Annotated in this window: 20 protein-coding genes and 1 pseudogene; 15 read left to right on the top strand and 6 right to left on the bottom strand. The window is 36.0% G+C overall.

What is annotated here, in order from left to right; genetic code table 11:
- Positions 1–112: 112 nt before the first annotated feature.
- From V6S17_RS03140 to V6S17_RS03150, 3 genes are read right to left on the bottom strand one after another with little or no spacing between them, the layout of a single operon-like run.
- Positions 113–1,345, bottom strand: a complete 1,233-nt coding sequence (locus V6S17_RS03140; protein WP_029090657.1) for an aminopeptidase — start codon at positions 1,343–1,345, stop codon at positions 113–115.
- Between the two features lie 29 nt (positions 1,346–1,374).
- Positions 1,375–2,271 (bottom strand): diacylglycerol/lipid kinase family protein, encoded by an 897-nt coding sequence (locus V6S17_RS03145; RefSeq protein ID WP_029090656.1) that lies wholly within the window; start codon positions 2,269–2,271, stop codon positions 1,375–1,377.
- A gap of 33 nt (positions 2,272–2,304) precedes the next feature.
- Positions 2,305–2,751: a flavodoxin gene (locus V6S17_RS03150; RefSeq protein ID WP_029090655.1), complete on the bottom strand. Its 447-nt coding sequence runs from the start codon at positions 2,749–2,751 to the stop codon at positions 2,305–2,307.
- A 275-nt stretch (positions 2,752–3,026) separates the two neighbouring features.
- Between V6S17_RS03150 and map (V6S17_RS03155) the strand changes: the two genes are divergently transcribed.
- Positions 3,027–3,791 carry a type I methionyl aminopeptidase gene (map, locus tag V6S17_RS03155; protein ID WP_029090654.1) on the top strand — a complete coding sequence of 255 codons (765 nt, stop codon included), beginning with the start codon at positions 3,027–3,029 and terminating at the stop codon, positions 3,789–3,791.
- Between the two features lie 30 nt (positions 3,792–3,821).
- A complete protein-coding gene (gene map, locus V6S17_RS03160) occupies positions 3,822–4,580 on the top strand; it encodes a type I methionyl aminopeptidase (RefSeq protein ID WP_029090653.1) in 759 nt (252 codons plus the stop codon).
- Positions 4,581–4,670: 90 nt separating this feature from the next.
- On the opposite strand, the gene V6S17_RS03165 is transcribed toward map (V6S17_RS03160), so the two are convergent.
- Positions 4,671–4,901, bottom strand: a complete 231-nt coding sequence (locus V6S17_RS03165) for a DUF1128 domain-containing protein (protein WP_029090652.1) — start codon at positions 4,899–4,901, stop codon at positions 4,671–4,673.
- A 118-nt stretch (positions 4,902–5,019) separates the two neighbouring features.
- Between V6S17_RS03165 and V6S17_RS03170 the strand changes: the two genes are divergently transcribed.
- From V6S17_RS03170 to V6S17_RS03185, 4 genes are all read left to right on the top strand, one after another.
- Positions 5,020–5,877 carry a YihY/virulence factor BrkB family protein gene (locus V6S17_RS03170; protein WP_051535937.1) on the top strand — a complete coding sequence of 286 codons (858 nt, stop codon included), beginning with the start codon at positions 5,020–5,022 and terminating at the stop codon, positions 5,875–5,877.
- A gap of 23 nt (positions 5,878–5,900) precedes the next feature.
- Entirely contained in the window at positions 5,901–7,283 is a 1,383-nt protein-coding gene (gene rlmD / locus V6S17_RS03175; protein ID WP_029090651.1) for a 23S rRNA (uracil(1939)-C(5))-methyltransferase RlmD, read from the top strand.
- A gap of 326 nt (positions 7,284–7,609) precedes the next feature.
- Positions 7,610–8,104, top strand: coding sequence for a GNAT family N-acetyltransferase (locus V6S17_RS03180; protein ID WP_029090650.1), 495 nt, complete (start codon positions 7,610–7,612; stop codon positions 8,102–8,104).
- Positions 8,105–8,238: 134 nt separating this feature from the next.
- Positions 8,239–8,937 carry a LytTR family DNA-binding domain-containing protein gene (locus tag V6S17_RS03185; RefSeq protein WP_029090649.1) on the top strand — a complete coding sequence of 233 codons (699 nt, stop codon included), beginning with the start codon at positions 8,239–8,241 and terminating at the stop codon, positions 8,935–8,937.
- A gap of 401 nt (positions 8,938–9,338) precedes the next feature.
- On the opposite strand, the gene V6S17_RS03190 is transcribed toward V6S17_RS03185, so the two are convergent.
- Positions 9,339–10,436: a M24 family metallopeptidase gene (locus tag V6S17_RS03190; protein WP_029090648.1), complete on the bottom strand. Its 1,098-nt coding sequence runs from the start codon at positions 10,434–10,436 to the stop codon at positions 9,339–9,341.
- Between the two features lie 189 nt (positions 10,437–10,625).
- Here V6S17_RS03190 and V6S17_RS03195 point away from each other — a divergent pair, with 189 nt between their 5' ends.
- Positions 10,626–11,939 (top strand): DRTGG domain-containing protein, encoded by a 1,314-nt coding sequence (locus V6S17_RS03195; protein ID WP_029090647.1) that lies wholly within the window; start codon positions 10,626–10,628, stop codon positions 11,937–11,939.
- An 11-nt stretch (positions 11,940–11,950) separates the two neighbouring features.
- Positions 11,951–12,880 carry a DHH family phosphoesterase gene (locus V6S17_RS03200; protein WP_029090646.1) on the top strand — a complete coding sequence of 310 codons (930 nt, stop codon included), beginning with the start codon at positions 11,951–11,953 and terminating at the stop codon, positions 12,878–12,880.
- A gap of 51 nt (positions 12,881–12,931) precedes the next feature.
- On the opposite strand, the gene V6S17_RS03205 is transcribed toward V6S17_RS03200, so the two are convergent.
- Positions 12,932–13,687, bottom strand: coding sequence for an exodeoxyribonuclease III (locus V6S17_RS03205; protein ID WP_029090645.1), 756 nt, complete (start codon positions 13,685–13,687; stop codon positions 12,932–12,934).
- A 189-nt stretch (positions 13,688–13,876) separates the two neighbouring features.
- Between V6S17_RS03205 and dnaE the strand changes: the two genes are divergently transcribed.
- The 7 genes and pseudogenes from dnaE (at position 13,877) to V6S17_RS03240 (ending at position 23,052) form a co-directional block, all read left to right on the top strand.
- Positions 13,877–17,173, top strand: a complete 3,297-nt coding sequence (dnaE, locus tag V6S17_RS03210) for a DNA polymerase III subunit alpha (protein ID WP_036026755.1) — start codon at positions 13,877–13,879, stop codon at positions 17,171–17,173.
- 149 nt (positions 17,174–17,322) lie between these two features.
- A complete protein-coding gene (accD, locus tag V6S17_RS03215; RefSeq protein ID WP_141229162.1) occupies positions 17,323–18,144 on the top strand; it encodes an acetyl-CoA carboxylase, carboxyltransferase subunit beta in 822 nt (273 codons plus the stop codon).
- Positions 18,144–19,100, top strand: coding sequence for an acetyl-CoA carboxylase carboxyl transferase subunit alpha (accA, locus tag V6S17_RS03220; RefSeq protein ID WP_029090642.1), 957 nt, complete (start codon positions 18,144–18,146; stop codon positions 19,098–19,100). Before accD ends, accA begins: the two co-directional genes overlap by 1 nt.
- A 382-nt stretch (positions 19,101–19,482) precedes the next feature.
- Positions 19,483–20,442, top strand: a complete 960-nt coding sequence (gene pfkA / locus V6S17_RS03225) for a 6-phosphofructokinase (RefSeq protein ID WP_029090641.1) — start codon at positions 19,483–19,485, stop codon at positions 20,440–20,442.
- A 143-nt stretch (positions 20,443–20,585) separates the two neighbouring features.
- Positions 20,586–22,001 (top strand): annotated as a pseudogene (gene pyk, locus V6S17_RS03230) (pyruvate kinase); the annotation flags it as partial.
- 141 nt (positions 22,002–22,142) lie between these two features.
- Complete coding sequence (locus V6S17_RS03235) at positions 22,143–22,574, top strand: FxsA family protein (RefSeq protein WP_029090640.1); 432 nt, start codon at positions 22,143–22,145, stop codon at positions 22,572–22,574.
- 13 nt (positions 22,575–22,587) lie between these two features.
- A complete protein-coding gene (locus tag V6S17_RS03240) occupies positions 22,588–23,052 on the top strand; it encodes a DUF441 domain-containing protein (protein ID WP_029090639.1) in 465 nt (154 codons plus the stop codon).
- The last annotated feature ends 302 nt before the right edge of the window (positions 23,053–23,354 follow it).

The raw sequence follows: 23,354 nt of genomic DNA on the forward strand, positions 1-23,354 counted from the left end.
ATGTAGAATTGAAGAGTCCGACTAATGTCGAACTCTTCATTCTTCTTACAAATTGTGTTTTTTACACAATATTTAGTGAGTCATATAAATTGTTTGCGTTTAAAGTAGCAACTTAAATTGCCCAGTCACCATTACGGAAGACAGGAACAACTGTCCCATCAGCTTGCACACCATCAATATCCATTTCGCCAGATCCAACCATGAAGTCAACATGCACAGGGCCTTGGTTAATACCTTCAGCTTCAAGTTCTGCAGTGGTCATATCTTTACCACCATCAATGTTAAAGGCATAAGCACTGCCGATTGCAAAGTGGTTCGCAGCGTTTTCATCAAATAATGTTGTATAGTATAGGACACCTGATTGTGAGATTGGTGAAGGATGTGGAACTAATGCGACTTCACCAATATATTTAGCAGCTTCATCTGAATCAATGAGGTGTTTTAAAACTTCTTCACCACGTTCAGCTGTTACTTCTGTAATACGGCCATCTTTAAAAGTTAGTTTGAAACCGTCAATGACAGTACCGCCATAACTTAAAGGTTTCGTACTGCTTACAACACCATTAACGGCTGTTTTTTCAGCAGCTGAAAAGACTTCTTCAGTTGGAAGGTTTGCTGTGAAACGAGTACCCGCAGCATTTTCACTGCCTGCAGCAACCCAAAGATGTTTTTTAGGCAATCCAACAGTTAAGTCTGTACCAGGAGCAGTGTAGTGAAGTGACTCAAAATGAAGGTCATTTAAAACAGCTGCTTTGTCAGTTAACGTTTTTTCGTGTGCATACCATGCACCGATATGATCCTCGTTATCTAAACGCATTGTTTTGAAAATTGCTTCCCAAAGGGCATCAATTTGCTCTTCTGGAGCTAAATCAGGAAAGACTTTGGCAGCCCAACCTTTTGTAGGTGCACCAAGTACTGTCCAAGCAATTTTATCCGATTGTGCTAATTGTAAGAAAGGTTGCATTACTTTACCAGTTGCTTTATTACCAGCAGCAATTTTCTTAGCATCAACACCATTTAATAAATCAGGGTCTTGGCCAGCGATTGAGATAAAACAAGCATTTTCATTTGCTAGTTCAATACGTTCGTTAGCATAATGAGTCGGCTCTTGTTCAAAGATAGAAAGTGGCGCATTGTCATATTTCATTCGAGCTAGAGTTGAATCAACATACTTAACGATGACTTCACTAGCGCCAGCTTTATAAGCTTCAGCAGTAATCGCATGTGCAACATCGATGTTCTCGATGTTAACCGTCAAGTATACTTTTTGTTCAGGTTGTACGTTAACACCAACTTTTACAGCTAATTCAGCATATTTTTGTAATTTCTCGTTAAAATTTTTCATTATAAAATCCCCTTTTTAAATAAATTTTATTATGCGTCACCTGGTGTAAATACATTTAGGTGTGAAGGTAAAACTTCTAATTCCAATGGTAGATAATCATCGGGATCCCCATCAACATTTGACTTTAGAATACTTTCTTTTGAAGAAATAAAAACTTTATTCGATTTAAAGGCAATTAATCCGCCGTTTTGGCTAACTTGACCGCTAAATAGTTGTGGTAACAATTTAGTTCGTTCAATTACACTACTATCAGTGACGATAAATACATGGAATAAACCATCGTTTACCTCAGCTTCAGGCGCAAGTTTTTCAAAACCACCGACGGAGTTGGTAAGTGAGACAATGATGAGTTCAGATTCAACATTGTGAACTTCATCAGTTGTTTTCACCTCAAAATTGAATTTTTCTTTACGAGCATATGCTTTAGCGCCTTCAATAAAGTAGGCCATTGCCCCTAATTGTGTTTTTTGTTTAACACTTACGCGATCAACAGCTTCGGGTATACTGCCGATGGCAACCACATTCATAAAATAGTGACTGTTAATTCGACCAATATCTAAAGGCGTTTCTTTTGCGGTTGCAAGCATTTTAATTGCTTGTTTAGGTTTTTTTGAAATTTTCAAAGCACGAGCTAAATCATTAACAGTACCTAAGGGTACAAGACCAAATGTAGGACGATGTTTTTGCTCTGCTAATCCGTTGATGGTTTCATTAAGAGTCCCATCACCACCCATTGCAATACAGGCATCGTAACCTTTCATGGCAGATTCTTTGGCGAACGTTGTAGCATCACCAGCTTTTTCAGTTAAACGAATGTCAACTCGATCAAAGCGTTTTAATAGTGTATCTTCAGCAAGCTTTAGGTATTTCTTTCCTTTTTCTTTTCCTGAAGAAGGATTGACAATAAGCATCGCAGTGGAAGTCATTTCATCACCTCATCATTATTTAAGTATATTTTTCTAGGCATTTACTTGTTCAACAATTTTTTCAACTAACGCATTAATTGCAGCAATATCTTCTTCGCCAGGATCTAAATCAACTTTTATACCTTCACCAGCAATTGTACCACCTTGTTCTTTAAAACGCGTTTGAATAAAATCAACAAGTAGGCAATAATCATCATAAAAAGTATCACCTGAACCAAAAGAAGCACATAATTTACCTGTAAAATCAACTTCTGACATTTCTTCATAAAAATCGACAAATTCATCTGGTACTTCACCAAAATCGTATGTATAAGCGCCTACAAGACATATATCGTAGTCAAGTAAATCTTCGGGAGAGACAGTGACACACTCTTCAATATCGACTTCAATTCCGTGTTTTTCTAAGACTTCACCAAACAAGTCTGCAATTTCTTCTGTGTTACCAGTCATACTGGCATAAACAATTTTAGCAGTCGTCATCGCCTATCACGCATCCTTATCTATAAATAGTAATCTGATGTTATTCTATCATATACCGTCTTAATGTTACACTATAAGTCTGATAATTAGCATTTTTTTTGACTGAAAAGTTAATAAATTCGTAAAAACGTTCGGGTTTTAGCGATAATTATTGAATATATAAGTTAGCTAGTTTTTTTCAGAAGTGAGAGATTGTAATGATTTTTGCATTAACCTTTAAAAAAGTAGTGTTTGTGTATATAATATAGTAGGAAAGCAATGAAAGGGTGAATGAAATGATTACACTTAAATCACCTCGTGAAATCGAAGCGATGCGTCGTTCCGGAGATTTATTAGCGAGTATACATTTAAAATTAAAAGATATCATTAAGCCTGGAATAACAACATTGGAAATAGATAAATTTGTTGAAAAAGAAATCCGCGCTGGCGGTGGTATTCCTGAGCAAATTGGTTTTGAAGGTTATGAATATGCAACATGTCAAAGTTTAAATGAAGAAATCTGTCATGGTTTTCCAACAAAAATACCATTAAAAGATGGAGATATATTAACTGTTGACACAGTCATTAATTTAAACGGTGCAATAAGCGATTCAGCATGGAGCTATTTAGTTGGTGAAGTGTCTGATGAAACAAAACATTTATATGAGGTAGCGTATGAAGCTCTCTATAAAGGAATTGAACAAGCGGTTATTGGTAATCGTATTGGTGATATTGGCCATGCGATACAGTCTTATGTTGCACCACAAGGTTTGAGTGTTGTGCGCGAATTCGTGGGTCATGGCGTTGGGCCTACAATGCATGAAGCACCAGATGTTCCAGCATATGGTTTAGCAGGTAAAGGCATGCGTTTGAAAGAGGGTATGGTTATTACAATTGAACCAATGATTAATACTGGGGACTGGCGTTCTAAAATGGGCTTAAATGGTTGGACAGCCACTACGATTGATGGTGGGTTAAGTTGTCAGTTTGAACATACACTTGCAATCACTAAAGAAGGACCTGTAATTTTAACAGATCAAGGCGAACGAAAATTATCATAAAAATGAAGCGAGGTTGAAAGGATGAATAAAATGATTACATTAAAATCACCAAGAGAAATTGAAGCAATGCGACGTTCAGGAGAACTATTAGCAAGTATCCACATTAAATTAAGAGATATGATTAAACCAGGCGTAACAACTTGGGAGATAGATAAATTTGTTGAAAAAGAAATCCGTGCAGGTGGCGGGATTCCTGAACAAATCGGCTTCGAAGGTTATGAATATGCGACATGTCAAAGTTTAAATGATGAAATTTGTCATGGTTTCCCAACGAAAAAACCATTGAAAGATGGTGATTTAATAACAGTTGATACTGTAATTAATTTGGACGGAGCAATGAGTGATTCAGCTTGGAGTTACTTAGTAGGTGAAGTATCTGATGAAACCAAAAGACTTTATGAGGTAACACATACAGCGTTATACAAAGGGATTGAACAAGCTGTTGTGGGAAATCGTATGGGAGATATTGGTCATGCAATTCAGTCTTACGTTGAACCTGAAGGTTTTAGCGTTGTGCGTGAGTTTATCGGACATGGCATTGGACCAACAATGCACGAAGCGCCAGAAGTGCCGCATTACGGTTTACCAGGTAAAGGCTTACGCTTAAAAGAAGGCATGGTTATTACGATTGAACCTATGGTAAACACGGGTGATTGGCGTTCGAAGATGGGTAAAAATGGCTGGACAGCGTCAACAATTGATGGTGGTTTAAGTTGCCAATTTGAACATACACTAGCTATTACTAAAGATGGCCCAGTAATATTAACAGATCAAGGCGAAAAACGCTAAAAATCCAGTGAATAAACGGTTCTTTGAAATGATAGTTAGGTGTTATTTTATAAAATAGAAGCCTTCTGATAAACGCAGAAGGCTTTGTTTTTATTTTTGAGCTATGGTGATTTTTCCAATTTCCTCAGCTAACATATTCAACTCGTTTGTGCTAAAAGTGGTTCGCTTAGTAACGAAGTGATACATATCGTAAAGATCTTCATAATCATCAAGATTGATAGTGCGATGAGCCATAACCTCGGCATTAATCATTTGTAACTTAGTTGTGATTTCTTTAAGCATAATCGTTACGTTTTCATGTGAAGGTGTTTCGAGAGACATAAGAACATCCTTTCCTTATAAACCAATTTAAAATGAATTGTATCATAAAAATATTTGAATTGACATGTTTTATTCGTCATAAGGATGGGAAAATAATCAAGAGAGAAGGTGAGAAATCATGAACAAAATAAAACTTTTCATACAATATTTTATTGCTAATTTAAAAAAAGTTGATATTAGTGCTGTTGGCGGTCAACTTGCGTATTTTTTCTTTTTATCATTATTTCCAATGCTGTTATTTTTATCAGCATTAATTTCATACTTACATATTAATCAGGACAGTGTTTATAAAATGTTAAAAGAAATTGTACCTCATGATATGTTTGCCCTTATTCAAGGTTTGGTTGATAGTTTGCTTAATCATCAAAGTGCAAGTTTATTATCAATTGGTATTTTAGGAACAATTTGGTCTGCATCGAATGGCGTCAATGCAATTGGCAAGGCACTGGACAGTGTTTATAGTACTGCAAAACGTCGTAATTTTTTTATTCAACGTGTGTTATCAATGTTCTTTATGATTTTTCTTTTTATTATGGTAGGATCAGTTGCGATAATAGGTGTTTTTGGTCGTCAAATCGGCTTATTTATTACTAAATTATTTAATTTAGATTTTAATATCTTTGAAAATTATAATATTATGCGTTGGAGTATCGTTATTTTTGTAATATTTACAGCATTAGTGCTATTATATCGTTTCTTGCCTAACCATAAAATTAAATTTAAGGAAACTATTATCGGAGCAGCGTTTACATCGATAGCTTGGATGATTTTCTCATATCTATTTTCAATTTTCATCGATAATTTTAGTAACTATTCGGCAATATATGGCAGTATTGGAGCAGTTATTATTTTAATGTTATGGTTTTATTTATCAGGAATTATTGTTATCATAGGTGGAATGATTAATGCGGCATATGCCACCTATATAAAAACGCAGTTATCTAAAAAAAGTGTATTAGAGACGCCCTATAAATAGAGCGTTTCACAGGAGGAACAATGATGAGAGAAAGTAAGACTGGACAATATAGTCTAGGACAAAAAATGACAGTTGTTATAAAGCGTATTGGAATTAATGGTGAAGGAATTGGGTATTTCAAAAATACAATTGTATTTATTAAAGGCGCTCTACCTGGGGAACGTGTTGTTGTTAAAGTCACAAAGGTTTTCCCGAAATACTTAGAAGCAGAGTTAGTTAAAATAGAACGTGAATCAGCGGACCGAATTATACCACTTTGTCCGGTATATGAAGAATGTGGAGGTTGTCAGCTACAGCATCTTGTATACGATAAACAGCTAGTTATGAAACGTGATATTATTAGACAAGCTTTCCAGAAGCACACGAAAATACCAATGGATAAACTAACCGTGAAACATACAATTGGAATGAAAAACCCGTGGGCATATCGCAATAAAAGTCAGTTTCAAGTGCGAGAAAGCGACGGAGTTATAAAAGCTGGCTTGTATCAACAAGAGTCACATCAACTGATTGATATAGAAGAATGTGTTGTTCAGCAACCAAACACTACCAAAATCACGGCATTTATAAAAAAACAACTTCAAGATTTAAATGTACCTATTTATGATGAAGAAAAAAACAGTGGGATTGTACGAACACTTGTTATTCGTGAAGCGATTCATACGGAGGAAACTCAAGTTGTATTTATCACTAATAGTAAAAAACTGCCTAAAAAACGCGAGTTGATTGAACGCATTCAAACAGCCTTTCCTCAAGTTGTTTCGATTATGCAAAATGTTAATCAAGAAAAAACGTCACTCGTATTTGGTGATGAAACGTTTCTTGTTGCAGGAAAAGAAGTTATTTCTGAAAAAATGACAGGAATTACTTATGATTTATCAGCACGTGCTTTTTTCCAGTTAAATCCAGAACAAACAGAAAAACTATACCGCAAAGTTGCTAATGTTTTAGAGCTCAAGGGTCACGAAACAGTTGTTGATGCTTATTGTGGTGTAGGTACGATTGGCTTATCGCTTGCTCATGCTGTTAAAGAAGTACGCGGAATGGATTTTATTGCTGATTCTATAGAAGATGCTAAACACAATGCTGAACGCGCAAACATTACAAACGTGCATTATGAAGCAGGAAAAGCAGAAGAGATCATGCCACGTTGGATTGATGAAGGGTTTAAACCAGATGTTGTGATTGTGGATCCACCACGCTCTGGTTGTGATGATGCGCTACTAGATACGATAAAACAAGTGCAACCGCAAAAAATGGTATACGTGTCTTGTAACCCATCAACTTTAGCCAGAGATGTACAGCAATTGACACCTTGGTATACGATTTCAGAGATTACACCGTATGATATGTTTCCACAAACTGCACACGTTGAATCTGTTTGTTTGTTAACTTTAAAAGATTAAAAAAAGAAGTAAACCACATTGGTTTACTTCTTTTTAGTTGTACTTAATTTCTTTTTATAATCCTAATTGTTGTTTCTTTTTAGCAGAAATTCTTCCTCTGTTAAAATACTATCGTCTTATTCCAAAAAAATAATATAGTGAATTTAAGTGTTGAGATTAAAAATATATTATTATTTGTGGCATTTTTAAATCATGAATTGTAAAAATCATGTTAGATCGGTTCTTTTCGGTTTATTAGGGAGATTTTTTTTGTTATAGTAATAAAATAACATTATTATAAAAGGTCTAAAAAGAACTCAAAGGCTTGTATAGGAGTGGATTTACAAATGATCAGAAAAGCAGAATTGTCAGATATATCGGCAATTATGAAAATCGTCAAATCAACAATTAAGGTTATGCATGAAGAAAATAATCCTCAATGGGACGAATTATACCCAACGGAGGAAATTTTTAAAAATGATATTAAAGTTGGCGAATTGTTCGTTTATACCGATGAAGGAAAAGTTCAGGGGTTTATTTGTATTAGCCCTGAGAAAGAATCTGAGTATACGATGGGAGCATGGCGCGAATCAAAAACAGCACTTGTGATTCATCGCTGTGCTGTTGCGACCGACGTTAGAGGTAAAGGTATTGCGTCACAGTTCTTGGAGCTAGCAGAAAATTTAGCGATTCATAAAAAATACAACTACGTGAAAAGTGATACATATATCACGAATAAAAAAATGAATGATTTCTTTTTAAAGAAAGGTTATACGTTTTGTGGAGAAATGACACGACCAGAAATGGTGTATCCTTTTAATTGTTACGATAAGATTTTGTGAAATACAAGCTGCAAACTATTACATATAATCCTGTTGAAACCATAGAATTGTTCTATGGTTTCTTTAATTACTACGTAAATTCTATCTTATCGTTTATACTTGTAGGTAATAATAACTGAGAGGCGGGTTAAAATATGTTGTTTATTGATTGTCAGCTGCAGGATGTTAAGGTAGAAGGTACGATCAAAAAAGCAATCACACAATGGTTTTATTCGATTGATAGGAACGATGTTCGTATCAATAATATACCTACCACGCTCACTCCAGAAGATACCATTGTTTCATTTAGGGACATTTATAGGATTGGTGAAGATAAATTAGCACCGGCCAGGGTATATGATATTTATGTTTATCGAGAATTATCAGAGTTGAAAGGAGTATTGCAAAAGTATCAAGAACTTTTTTCAGCAATAGACAGTACAGACAATTCAGAAAAAATAGAAGGAGAAGTATTAGCTTTGCTATGGCATATTATTGATGGTTATCAGAATAATGATATGAATAGTCAGGTTAAATTTCAAATAAAAGATAATGGCATGTATTATTTGATAAATTTGCTTGATATTATCTATTTTGAACACGATATTAATTTAAGAAGAATACGAATTGTGACAAGTGAAAATGATTATTTTTACCGTTCTAGTTTAACGTCAGCTATGGAAAGATTACCTGATTATTTTTGTCGGTGTCATCACGGTATTATTATTAACACACGAAAAATCTCCCGAATAGATAATGAAACAGCACTTGTTTATTTTGATGATAATCGTTCGATTAAGGCATCTGTTCGGGGCTTGTATGAATTGATTAAAATGTTAAAAAAACAGTTATGATAAAGATGCTCTACTACGTTATTTTCCTGAATTACAAAATTAACCGCCACTATTGAACATCCTCTGTACTTCAAATAAAAACTCCAACATTTAAAAAAGAAAAACTGAAAATGCCTTCAGCGCATTAAAAAACATTAGATTTGAAATTTAAGTTGGGATATTAGTGTTTCTGGTGTTATTTTCGATTTCCAGTACTTCAACGTAAATCATCTGAAAATTTCATAACCGCTACAAAAAACATCCACTACTAGACCTGAAATTCAAGTCTAGTAGTGGATGTTTTATAGATTGCAATTGACCAGTGTTTTTAACACTGTTGAAAATACTTTTAATTTCTAGTCTAATGAATGTTTTTTATTTTTCCAATTTTTTAGAGAATGAAAGAGGTGTTTCCACTCTCATTATTGAATAATTTGTAATTCTTTTGGATATTGTGTGAGTGAGATTACGCCATCTTTAGTGACAACAACGTCATCTTCAATACGAACACCGGCAATGTTTGGTACATAGATGCCTGGTTCAATCGTAAAGACCATATTCTCTTCTAATAATAATTCATTGTTATCTGTAATTGATGGGAATTCATGGCATGTGATGCCGAGGCCATGTCCAAGTCGGTGAGGGAAGTAATCACCATAACCAGCATCTGCTATTGTTTGACGGGCAGCAAGGTCAATTGTTTTAGCTGCAACACCAGCTTTTACAGTGTTCATTGCTGTAAGTTGTGCTTTCAAGACTGTGTTGTAAATCTTTTCTTGCTCTTTTGTAATTGAACCAAAGGCTACTGTGCGTGAAATATCAGAGGCATAACCTTTATGCATAACGCCTAAATCAAATAAAACAAGGTCACCTTTTTGGATTTTTGTTAAACCAGGGTTACCGTGTGGTGATGCTGCATTGATTCCAGTAAGTACCATTGTTGAGAAAGACATTTCAGTAACGCCTTTTTTCTTGAGTTCGTACTCAATTTTGGCAATAATTTCTAATTCGGTCTTGCCTTCAGCAATTTCGTTGACACCAATTTGAATAGCATAATCAGCTAATTCAGCGGCTTCTTTCATAATTGCTATTTCATCAGCCGTTTTAATAACACGCATACGGTTCAGTAAATCTGTACCATTAGCAAATTCCGCGTCTGGGAAAGCTGCTTGGATAGCAAGGAAACGTTCAACTATTAAATGATCTTTCTCTATTAAGATAGAAGAAACGTCTGAAGTACGTGCTTTAAGAAGCTCTGTTATTACTTCAAAAGGTTCTTGGCTATCAGTATAACCATTGATGTCAAATTCCCAGCCAGAAGCTTTGGCATCATTAACATCTAATGATGGAGCGAATAGCAATGGAATAGTATCAGCAAAAATAAAGAGTGCAAGTACACGCTCATGTGGGTCACTGTAAAAACCAGTGATGTATCCGATATTATTTGGATTCGATATATAGGCGAAATCCAAATTGTTATCTTTTAAGTGTTGTTGGATTTTTTCAAGTTTATTTAACATATAAAAGTCCTTCCTTCATTGAATTAATTGCTCTAAATTAACGTTATCAGTGTACCATAAATTGTGCTAGGTTGCACAAAGTTAGATAGGAATCCTTCCTTTAAAATCTGTGTTATAATTTCTATAACTAAAAGTATAACAGTAAAATGTTAAAATCGTAAATATGTGAATAAGAGGAGACTAAAACCGATGACGACGAAACATGAATTGATTATGTCTTACATTGAAAAGTTACCTGTAGGTGATAAAATTTCTGTACGTAAGGTAGCACAGAATATGCACGTCAGTGAAGGAACAGCCTATCGAGCGATTAAAGAAGCTGAAAATGCGGGATTTGTCAGCACTATAAAGCGTGTAGGTACTATTAGAATAGAGCGTAAAATCAAAGAGAATATTGAAAAATTGACGTATGCTGAAATTTTAAATATGACTGATGGACAAGTCTTAGGTGGTCGTGTAGGTCTCTATAAGACACTTAATCGTTTTGTTATAGGAGCAATGACAATCGAGGCGATGACACGTTATGTCGAAGCTGATCATTTAATCATTGTCGGAAATCGAGAAAATGCCCAAAAATTGGCACTAGAAAAAGGTGCTGCTGTACTTATTACTGGTGGTTTTGGAACGAATGAAGAGGTTATTAAACTGGCGGATGAACTAGAAATGCCTGTTATTTCAACATCATATGATACTTTTACAGTTGCTACTCTAATTAACCGTGCGATTTATGATCGCTTGATAAAAAAAGAAATCTTATTTGTGTCTGACATTCTGAAACCCATGGAAGATGTGACAATACTTCAAAATAATGATACAGTTGCAACTTATTATCAACTACAGGAAGAAACAGGTCATAATCGTTACCCTGTTGTAAATAAGGCAGGACGTTTGGTAGGTGTCATTTCACCAAAAGATATTAGTGAGCACCCGAGTACAACTACGATTGATTATTTAATGACGCGTAATCCAATTGTAGTAGGAGAACAAATGACCGTACCTTCCGTTGCACATATGATGATTTGGGAAGGCATTGAACTGATACCTGTTGTCAAAGAAAACCAAGTGATTGTAGGATTAGTTAGTCGTGAAGATGTACTAAAAGCAATGCAGTTAATGCAACGTCAACCACAAATTGGTGAAACATTAGACGATACGATTGTAAATCAGTTTATTTTGCCAGAAGATAGTTACAAAAAAGAAGGTTATAAATTCCAAGTAACACCGCAAATGACAAATCATATTGGAACGCTGTCATATGGTGTGTTATCGCAAACGTTATGTGAGGTTGTACAACAAATGATGATGAGTGCACATCACCAAAATACAATGGTGGAGTCGATGACCATTTACTTCTTGAAGCCAATCCAAATGGATAGTGTTTTAGAATTTGAGCCAACGCTTTTAGAGCAGAGTCGAAAAACAGCGAAAATTGATATTACAGTGCGAGTGGACAATGTGATTATGTCAAAATCATTAATCTCAGTTCAAATTATTGAAAGGTAAGTGATAGAATAATGAAACAACAAATTTTAGATAAAATTAAAGAGTATGAAACGATTATTATCCATCGACATGTCGGTCCAGATCCAGACGCTTATGGGTCACAGTGTGGATTGGCCAATATTATTACAGAGAGTTTTCCCAATAAAAAAGTATATCGTGTAGGGAAGCATGAGGAATCACTTCGTTTTTTAAGTGATCTTGATGAAATTGATGATTCTATCTATGAAGGATCACTTGTTATTGTAGTAGATACAGCAAATTCACCTCGTATTGATGATAAACGTTTTGATAAAGGGGCTGAATTAATTAAAATTGATCATCATCCCAACAATGATCCATATGGTGATCTGGTATGGGTTGATACAACAGCATCATCAACAAGTGAAATGATTTGTGAGTTTCAAGAGACATTTGCGGAGGAATTGACATTGACTGCTGTTGCTGCTCGTTTATTGTTTACAGGAATTGTTGGCGATACAGGGCGTTTCATGTTTCCAAATACAACGTCACGCACCTTTGCATATGTGTCAAAACTGACAGCTTATGAATTTGATCGTCCAGCAATTTTCAATACAATGTATAAAAAAGATGCGCGTGTGCTGCATTTTAATGGTTATGTCTTACAGAATTTTAAAATGTCTGAAAAAGGTATGATTCATTTGAAAATCACACCCGACTTATTGACTGAATTTAACGTTACATCTAATGAGGCAGCAATGTTAATTAATACCGTTGCTCAGGTAGAAGGCGTAAAAGTATGGGTCTTTTTTGTTGAGGAACCTGAGCGTATTCGTGTACGCATTCGTTCAAAAGAAATTGTTATTAACGATATTGCAGCTGATTACAATGGTGGTGGCCATCCGTTAGCTTCTGGTGCCACTGTTTATTCGTGGGAAGAAGCAGATCGCCTAATTGCAGATTTAGAAAATGCTTGTAAGTAAAAAAATTAAGACCTTCTTTCTTAACCGAGAAAGAAGGTCTTTTTTTATGCTTTATAAATCAATCTCTAATGCAACGGGACAATGATCTGAGCCCATGACATCTTTATGGATAGCTGTTGATGTCATTTTGTCTTTCAATTTATCACTCACAACAAAGTAATCGATACGCCAGCCCGCATTGTTTGCACGTGCATTAAAACGATACGACCACCATGAATAGGCGCCTGTAAGATCGGGATTGAAATAACGGAAACTATCGGTGAAACCTTGGTCAAGTAAATAGCTAAAACAATGGCGTTCATCATCAGAGAAGCCAGGGTTATTACGATTGTTTTTAGGGTTTTTCAAATCAATTTCTGTATGTGCAACATTTAAATCACCACAAAGAATAACTGGTTTTTGTTCATTGAGCGCAACAAGGTAATCTGTTAAATCATGTTCCCATTTAATGCGATATTCTAAACGAGCTAATTCTTGTTTTGAATTGGGCGTGTAGACTGTGACAAGGTAAAAGTCATTATATTCAAGGGTAATTGCCCGCCCCTCGTGATTGTGTTCATCTTGATCAATCCCATAGCGCACAGAAAGAGGCGTATGTTTTGTGAAAATGGCTGTTCCAGAATAACCTTTACGATCAGCATAATTCCAATAACTTTGGTAACCAGGAAACTTCAAATCAATTTGACCTTCTTGTAATTTTGTTTCTTGAAGACAGAAAAAATCAGCATCGCTTTCTGTGAAAAAATCTTCAAAACCTTTTTTTACAGCAGCTCTGATTCCATTTACATTCCATGATATCAATTTCATTTTATTATCACCTCAAGGATTTTTTTTCAGTTAATACTTTTCTTCTTTTTAATATAGCACTCACAAATAAAATATTAAAGTGATTCATTCAAAAAAAGCGAACGTACTTTCCTTTTTTGGTAAATATTGCGTATAATAAAGATGCGAGCAATTAATGAGATAATGAGGAATGAAGTGGAGGCTTTTGGCATGACGACATATACACATTTACAAGTGGCGACAGCTTTTGATTTGCTATCGAGCACTTTAAAAATAGACGAGTTGGTGACAGAAGCTAAAAAAGCAGGGTTTCAGTCATTGGCAATGACAAACCATAATCAACTGTATGGTGCGATGCGCTTCCAACAAGCTTGTAAAGAAAACGGAATAAAAGCAATCTATGGGATGACGATTGATGTAGAAAGTACACTAGGAGAGTCGGACAGTTACCCTGTCATTGTACTAGCAAAAAATACAGAGGGTTATCATGAACTGATGAAGTTGACGAGTGCTTTACAAACGGAAGAACGAACATTTTTACCTAAAAATTGGTTTGATGCGTATTCAAAAAATATTGTGATTATTTTACCTGTTGAAAATGGGGAAATAACAAATCTGTTGCCAGAACAGCGCAGTATTTTGCTTGAAAGTTATCCAAATGCTTATTTGGGAGTGAGCCAACCTGATTCCAATATAACTGCTTGGGCTTTTAATGAAACGGAGCGTACCGTAGTAATCAGTGACGTACGTTATCTTTATCCAGCTGATGTTAAGAGTATGTCTGTGCTAAAGGCCATCCGTGACAATGAGATTATTGATTGGGAAACATTACCAACAGAAGGTGAACAGTATCTAATCAGCCCAATCGAGCTAGAAAAACGCTGGTTTACCGAACCAATGCGTGCTGCATTAAAGCGAACAAATGAAATAGCTGCATCAACAGATGTAAACATTGAGTTGCATCAAAAGCTGTTACCTAAATATGTTACGCCTGAAGGAAAAACGGCAGCTAATTATCTGCATGAACTGGCGTATAAAGGTTTGGCAGAAAGATTTGAAAACCCGAGTGCAATTTATCAAGAGCGTCTTTCTTATGAATTGAAGATTATCTCTGAAATGGGTTTTGATGATTATTTTTTAATTGTTTGGGATTTGATGTTTTATGCCCAAAGCAAAGGTATCTTAACAGGGCCAGGGCGTGGATCAGCAGCAGGTTCATTAGTATCCTACGTGTTGAAAATTACAGATGTTGATCCGATTGCCTATCGTTTGTTATTCGAACGTTTTTTAAACCCGGAACGCGTTTCCATGCCTGATATTGATTTGGATTTTCCTGATAACCGTCGTGATGAACTCATCACTTATACAGTCGAAAAATACGGTGTGCAGCATGTTGCACAAATTGGTACATTTGGAACGTTGGCGGCTAAAGCTGCTATTCGTGATACGGCACGTGTATTTGGATTGAATCGTGTAGAATTAAGTGAGTGGTCTAATCTCTTGCCTGCACAGGTGGGGCTAACTTTAAAAGGTGCTGAAGCGGAATCGAAAGCACTTGTACGTCATATAAAGATGTCTAAACGTAATGAAGAAATATGGCGAATAGCGACAACAATCGAAGGATTACCAAGACATATGTCAACACATGCCGCAGGTGTGATAATTAGCGATGCTCCTTTGATTGATTATGTGCCTCTACAACAAGGGAGTGGTGATGCATTGCTTACACAATATCCAATGGGGGATATTGAAGCGATTGGTTTATTGAAAATGGATTATTTAGGCTTAAGAAATTTGACGATGTTGGCAACAATTATTAAAGCCGTTCGTTTTGAAAATCCGGCATTTGATATTGAGAAAATTTCTTTGAATGATGCAGACACTTTAAAACTCTTTCAAGCAGGCGATACAAACGGTGTTTTTCAATTTGAATCACCAGGTATTCGACGGGTACTTCAACGTCTAATTCCAACTTCTTTTGAAGATGTTGTAGCGGTTAATGCGTTATATCGTCCAGGTCCAATGGAGCAAATCAGCACATTTATTGCTCGTAAACATGGGAAAGAAAAGGTAACCTATACGCACCCAGCTTTAGAAGCGATTTTAGAACCCACTTATGGCGTCATTGTTTATCAAGAACAGATCATGCAAATTGCTTCAGCACTTGCTGGTTTTAGTTTGGGAGAAGCCGATATGTTACGTCGGGCAGTAAGTAAGAAAAAAGCTGAGGTACTACAAGAACAACGTGAACATTTTATAGCTGGTGCGCAAAAACAACAAGTGGATGAAAAAATAGCAGAGGATGTTTATGATTTAATCGTCCGTTTTGCCAATTATGGTTTTAACCGTTCTCACTCTGTTGCTTATGCAAAAATTGCTTTCCAACTTGCCTACCTCAAGGCACATTATCCTGCTGCTTTTTATTCAGCGTTAATGACATCTGTTTCAGGTGATGATAATAAAATTGAGACTTATATTGCTGAAAGTCGTCAACGTGATATAAAACTGTTGCCGCCATCTGTCAATGCGAGTTTTAGTTTCTTCAGTAATGAAAATGGCAGCATTCGATACGCACTATCCAGCATAAAAAAAGTTGGGGCACAAACAGTTAGATTTATTGTCGAAGAGCGTAAAACAGCGGGTAAATATACAGATTTCTTTGATTTTTGTCGCCGCCTACCGGCGAAAGTAACAACACAACCAATTTTAGAAGCTTTAATATTAGCAGGTGCATGTGATGAATGGGGCAAAACCAGAACGACATTATTGGCCTCAATTGAAGCGGCTTTAAATCTAGCAGAATTAAGTCGTAAGGGTGATTCCCCAGTTGATTTATTCGGTGATTTGGGCGGTGGTAAATTGGCCTTGAAACCAAAATATACTGAGATGGAAGAAATGCCAGCAGTTGATCGTTTAACACAAGAAAAAGAGTATTTAGGCACCTATCTTTCAGAGCATCCATTAACAAGTTATCCACATCAACTTAAACAGGCTTTGACCCAGACTATTATGCAAGTTCCTCAAGATAAAGCGGCTAATTTTGGAGTGTACATTCATCGCTTAAAAGAAACGCGTACTAAGAACGGGGAATTGATGTGTTTTTTAACTGTAAGTGATGCGAGTATGGAGATTTCAGCCGTAGCTTTTCCGAACGCTTATCGTAATATGAAAGGGAAAATTGCTGAAAATCAAGCGGTGATTTTAAATGGTAAAGTAAGTACTCGTCAAAATAAAAAACAATTAATTGTCAATGATATGACAGTGTTAGATGAAAATGATCAGCAATACGCACCAAAACCTAAACTCTATTTAAATAGTGAAGCCGATCAAATTGATGAAATTAAACTGTTATTAGAGAGTTCTCCGGGAAGTACAGAAGTGATTGTTGTTCAAAAGAGTACTCGTCAAGCGTTAAAATTGAATGATAATTATCATGTAACACTTACCGACCGTTTAGCAGATGGATTGACGGCGTTGTTGACAGAGCGTGGCTGGGTGTTAAAATAGGTATGGATATTTGCTCATTTAAGAGTAATAGGTTATAGTTTTTTAGTAAAGAAATAATCACTGTGAAAAGTTGATTCGGTTAATTGAACTATTGGGAGGTAATTTATTTGTTAGGGGAACTTTTTTCGAAACCTAAGAAGAAAAAACATATGACGTCGAACAGCGAAGCTGCGGCTAAAGATATTCCAGAAGGCATTATGAAAAAATGTCCTGGGTGCCAAAAAATAATGTACGCTAAAGAAATTGAGAAAAACGAAATGGTCTGTCTTCATTGTGGGCATCATCATACAATTAAGGCACATGCACGTATTCAAAATTTAGTAGATGAAGGTACCTTTGTTGAAATTGATACGGAAGTGACAACAACTAATGCGTTGGATTTTCCTGGTTACATGGAAAAAATCAAAAGTGATAAAGAAAAATCAGGGCTAAATGAAGCTGTTGTAACAGGTTATGGTGAAATAGAAGGTAATGGTTGTATGCTAGCAGTAATGGACTCTTCTTTCCGTATGGGAAGTATGGGGAGTGTCGTTGGTGAAAAAATCACACGCGCTATCGAAGCTGCTGAGAAACGTCAGGTGCCAGTGATTATATTTACAGCATCAGGTGGTGCGCGTATGCAAGAAGGTATGTTGTCATTGATGCAAATGGCAAAAACATCTGCAGCACTAGAACGCTTAAGCGCCGCTGGTGGTTTATCAATCATTGTCATGACTTATCCAACGACAGGTGGTGTTTCAGCAAGTTTTGCCTCTTTAGGTGATTTTAACTTTGCCGAACCAGCCGCTCTTATTGGTTTTGCCGGACGCCGTGTTATTGAACAAACAGTAAGAGAAAAACTGCCTAAAGATTTCCAAACAGCTGAATTCTTGTTAAAAACAGGACAATTAGATGCTGTTATTCCACGTTTAGAGTTACGTGAAAAATTGGGATTCTTGGTATCATTCCATACGAAAGCGGGTGATAAATAATGGGAGCAGATTTACAATTTGAAAAACCAATTTTAGAATTGCGTAATAAGATTATCGAATTGAAGAATTATACCAAAGAAACTAATATTGATTTATCAGCCGAAATAAATAAATTAGAAGAGCGTCTTTCAAGATTAGAGACTGAAGTATATAGTGATATGGGTTCATGGGATCGTGTACAAGTTGCGCGACATCCTGAACGTCCAACCACATTAGATTATATTCCATTGTTATTTACTGATTTTATGGAATTGCATGGGGACCGTCGTTTTGGTGATGACGCAGCTATTGTTGGAGGTATTGCGCGTTATAAAGGCATGCCAGTAACAGTTATTGGTCATCAACGTGGTAAAGATACGAAAGAAAATTTAGCGCGTAATTTTGGTATGCCTCATCCAGAAGGTTACCGTAAAGCATTACGTTTAATGGATCAGGCGAATAAGTTTAAACGCCCAATCATTACGTTTATTGATACGAAAGGTGCTTATCCAGGTAAAGCTGCGGAAGAACGTGGTCAAAGTGAAGCGATTGCACGCAACCTTTTTGAAATGGCAAGCTATGAAGTCCCAATTATTTGTATTGTTATTGGTGAAGGCGGAAGTGGTGGTGCCTTAGGTATTAGTGTAGGTAACCGTATATTGATGTTGGAAAACAGCACGTATTCTGTTATCTCACCAGAAAGTGGCGCGGTTATTTTATGGAAAGATGCCACGCTTGCTAAAAAAGCAGCGGAAGCAATGCATATTACTTCCCCGGAATTATTAAAATTGGGCATCATTGATGAAGTGATTGAAGAAGTAAAAGGTGGTGCGCATCATAATGCAACGCAACAAGCAATTATGATAGACACGATGCTTGATCGTCATCTAAAAGAATTGTTAACGATGGATGGTCCAAGTTTGCGAGAAGACCGTTATCAACAACTGCGCAAGATTGGCAAGTATACAGAGAATTAATAGCTATTATATTTCTACATTCTGCAACTGCAGTGACTTAATGTCCTGCAGTTTTTTGCGTTCTTGCCCTAAAAAAGCATAATTAGTCGCTTTTTAAAGGAATAAGTGCAAAAAGCCAATAATTTGAAACATTTAAAAATGGAATAGGCCAATAGAGCGTGGTATTGCCTATGTAGAGAGGAAAAGACGGTTTTTATGTAACCGTTTTCCCTGTATTATATGTATGGAAAGTTGTGATAACAGGCCTTAGAGCTTATTTTTATACGTATCATCGATTGCTGAAAGGGTCTAATTATAATATAATAGATGTGAAAGATAACTTAAGTCAGTATACGGACAGTAAGTTGTCAGGAATGTAGTACATAAGAGAGGACGATGATTGATGAAACGAATAGCAGTTCTAACGAGTGGTGGGGACGCTCCAGGTATGAATGCAGCAGTCCGCGCAGTCGTTCGTAAAGGAATTTATGAAGGATTGGAAGTCTTTGGTGTAAAATATGGTTTCCGTGGGTTAGTTAATGGAGATATTAAAGAATTAAAACTAGGTGATGTAGGTGACTATATTCAACGTGGTGGTACGTTCTTACACTCTGCACGTTATCCAGAATTCGCTTCTGAAGAAGGTCAATTAAAAGCTATTGAACAACTTGAAAAATTCGGTATCGAGGCGCTAGTTGTTATCGGTGGTGATGGTTCATATCACGGAGCTGAGGCTCTAACAAAACGTGGTTTTAATGCGATTGGTTTACCAGGAACAATCGATAATGATATTTCAGGAACTGATTTTACAATTGGTTTTGATACAGCTTGTAATACTGCTTTAGATGCAATTGACCGTATTCGTGATACAGCATCATCTCATGATCGTACATTTATTATTGAAGTTATGGGTCGTAACTGTGGAGATATCGCTTTGTATGCTGGTATTGCAGGTGGTGCGGATGTGATTGTTGTACCTGAAGAAGAATTTAACATTGAAAAAATTGTCGAACAACTTAATGTGCGTCGTGCACGTGGTAAAGCGCACAGTATTATCGTTTTAGCTGAAGGCGTAATGTCTGGTCCTGCATTTGCCGCAGAACTTGATAAACACGGTGATTTTGATAGTCGTGCATCAGTTTTAGGTCATATTCAACGTGGTGGTAACCCAACTGTAGCTGATCGTGTATTAGCTAGTCGTTTAGGTGGGCGTGCTGTTGAATTATTATTAGAAGGCAAAGGCGGTTTAGCAGTCGGTATCGTTGCAAACCAAATTGTTGAAAATGACATTACAGATGTCTTGAAAAACAAAAGTCAAATCGATCATCGTCTCTTTGAACTCTCAAAAGAGTTATCAATCTAAAGGAAAGGACTCGAAGTTTTCAACTTCGGGCTTTTCATATGTTTTTGAAAAAAGATGAAAATTTTTTCATAATAGGTTACAATGATAGAGGCGTATTTCTTTAGAGTTAAAGTTAAGCAATATAAATTAGGAGGATTTTATTAATGAAAAAAACAAAAATTGTTTGTACAATTGGTCCTGCAAGTGAATCTGTAGAAAAATTAGTTGAGTTAATGAACAACGGCATGAACGTTGCTCGTCTTAACTTCTCACACGGTGATTTTGAAGAGCACGGTGCTCGTATCAAAAACATCCATGAAGCTGAAAAAATTTCAGGTAAAAGCGTTCCAATCTTATTGGATACAAAAGGTCCTGAAATTCGTACACATAACATGGGTGGAGATGGAAAAGTTGCTTTCCAAACTGGCGATATCGTACGTGTGTCAATGACAGAAGTTGCTGGAACACGTGAAAAATTCTCAGTAAGCTATCCTGGTTTAATTAACGACATTGAAATCGGTGGTTCAATCTTATTAGACGATGGTTTAGTAGGGTTAGAAGTACTTGAATTAGATAAAGCAAACGGCGAAATCGTTACTAAAGTTTTAAACGACGGTATCCTTAAAAGTAAAAAAGGTGTTAACGTTCCTAATGCAAGTATTAAATTACCTGGTATCACTGAAAAAGATGCAGAAGATATCCGCTTCGGTGTTCGTAATGGCGCAACATTTATCGCTGCATCATTCGTTCGTACTGCAAACGATGTATTAGAAATTCGTAACATTCTTGATGAAGAAAATGCTGCACACGTTGGAATTATTCCTAAAATTGAAAACCAAGAAGGCGTTGATAACATCGACGAAATCTTAGCAGTTTCTCAAGGATTAATGGTTGCTCGTGGTGACTTAGGCGTTGAAGTACCAGCTGAGGAAGTTCCAATTATCCAAAAAGCTTTGATTAAAAAATGTAATCTTTTAGGATTACCAGTTATTACTGCAACACAAATGTTAGATTCAATGCAAAACAACCCACGTCCAACACGTGCTGAAGCAAGTGATGTAGCTAACGCTATCTACGATGGTACAGATGCTATCATGCTTTCAGGCGAAACTGCTGCTGGATTATATCCTGCAGAAGCTGTTGCGACAATGGCTCGTATTGCAATCCGTACTGAACATGTAATCGAAGATCAAGATAAAGCATACTTGAAAATCAACCGTCAATCTTCAACAACTGAAGCAATTGGTCAAGCTGTTGCACATACAGCTCGTAACTTAGGAATTAAAGTAATTGTTGCCGCTACTACTGGTGGTCACACTGCTCGCATGATTTCTAAATTCCGTCCAAAAGCTCCTATCTTAGCATTAACATACAACAAAGAAGCATTTAACAACTTGTCTCTTTCTTGGGGTGTTTATCCTAAATTAGTTGAAGTACCAAGTGGTACTGACGAAATGTTCGCTTCATCAACTAAAGAAGCAGTAGCTGCTGGATTCGTTGAAAAAGACGATTTAGTAATCATTACTGCTGGTGTACCAGTTGGTGTAACAGGAACAACTAACTTACTTAAAATTTCTATTGCTGAGTAATAACTCATAAGATAGTAATCAAAAGCTCACCTAACATCTGTTAGGTGAGCTTTTTTTCTATTTACATTAATGTGTTTCAAACTAAAAATTTGCTAAAATATGTTATAATAACCTAATAATTGAGGTGATACTATGAAAAAACTCTTGGGCTATTGGTGCCTTTATGTCATTGCAGAAATTGGTGCCTATATGGTTGTGGGGCATTATCTATCATTCGGACGAATCTTTTTACTCGAATTGATATCAACAGCAATTGGCGTTGTGGTAATCATTATCCAATGGCAATCGTTAAGACTTTTTATTACACAAGTACAAAAATTAGATGGCGTAAGCACCAAAATCGCAGATAAGTTAGCATTATTTATTGCAGGTATCCTCTTAGTTGTACCAGGCTTTATTACAACAATTATTGGTTTATTATTGCTATTACCATTTGTTCGTAAATTAATTTTGCCAATGATTACAGCAAAAGGGAGTAACGTTATTCAAACTAAATTTAAAGTAACGACTTTTGGTCAACAAACAACGCGTAAAGAAAAAACATTTGATTATGAAGAAAAATAAGGAGCGTTAAGCAATGTTCACACAAGCATTTTTATTTTTAAGTTGTATTCTTGTCATTGCAATCGTCGCAAAAAATCAGTCACTATTGATTGCTACCGTTGTTGTTATGCTGTTGAAATTGTTTTTAGATGGTACAAAAATAATGAGTTTTATTCAATCAAAGGGCATTCATTGGGGTGTTACAATCATAACAATAGCGATCCTGATTCCGATTGCAACGGGACAAATAGGATTTAAAGATCTTTATGAGGCATTTAAAACACCGATTGGTTGGGTAGCTTTAGGTTCAGGTATTGTTGTCGCGATGCTAAGCGCACGGGGGATAAAATTGATGGGTACTGATCCACAAGTGACAGTTGCGCTTGTTATGGGAACTATTTTAGGTGTTGTCTTTCTTAAAGGTGTTGCCGCAGGACCTGTTATTGCAAGTGGTATGACCTACCTGGTTATGCAATGTGTAACCTACTTTGTTAAGTAAACTGAAAATAAATGATAGGCAGGTATTTTAACTGAAAAATTCTAATAAATATAAAAACCAACGGACAGACATTATTTAGCTGTCTGGTTTTTTATACTCAAAAGTTCGAATTTTCAGAACATTAGATAAAGCCGAGTAATAATTAAAGACAGTGATAAGCACAGCTTATCTATAAACATAAAATCAATAAGTAATTGTTTTGTTGAGGAAGTTAAGGTAAAATGAAATTTATAGCATTTTGAAAGGGTTCTCACTAAATTCGTCTGAAAATAACGAAAAGTCTGAAATATAAACTCAAGATG

Origin of the sequence: Brochothrix thermosphacta DSM 20171 = FSL F6-1036 (assembly GCF_036884295.1) — a bacterium.
GTDB lineage: Bacteria > Bacillota > Bacilli > Lactobacillales > Listeriaceae > Brochothrix > Brochothrix thermosphacta.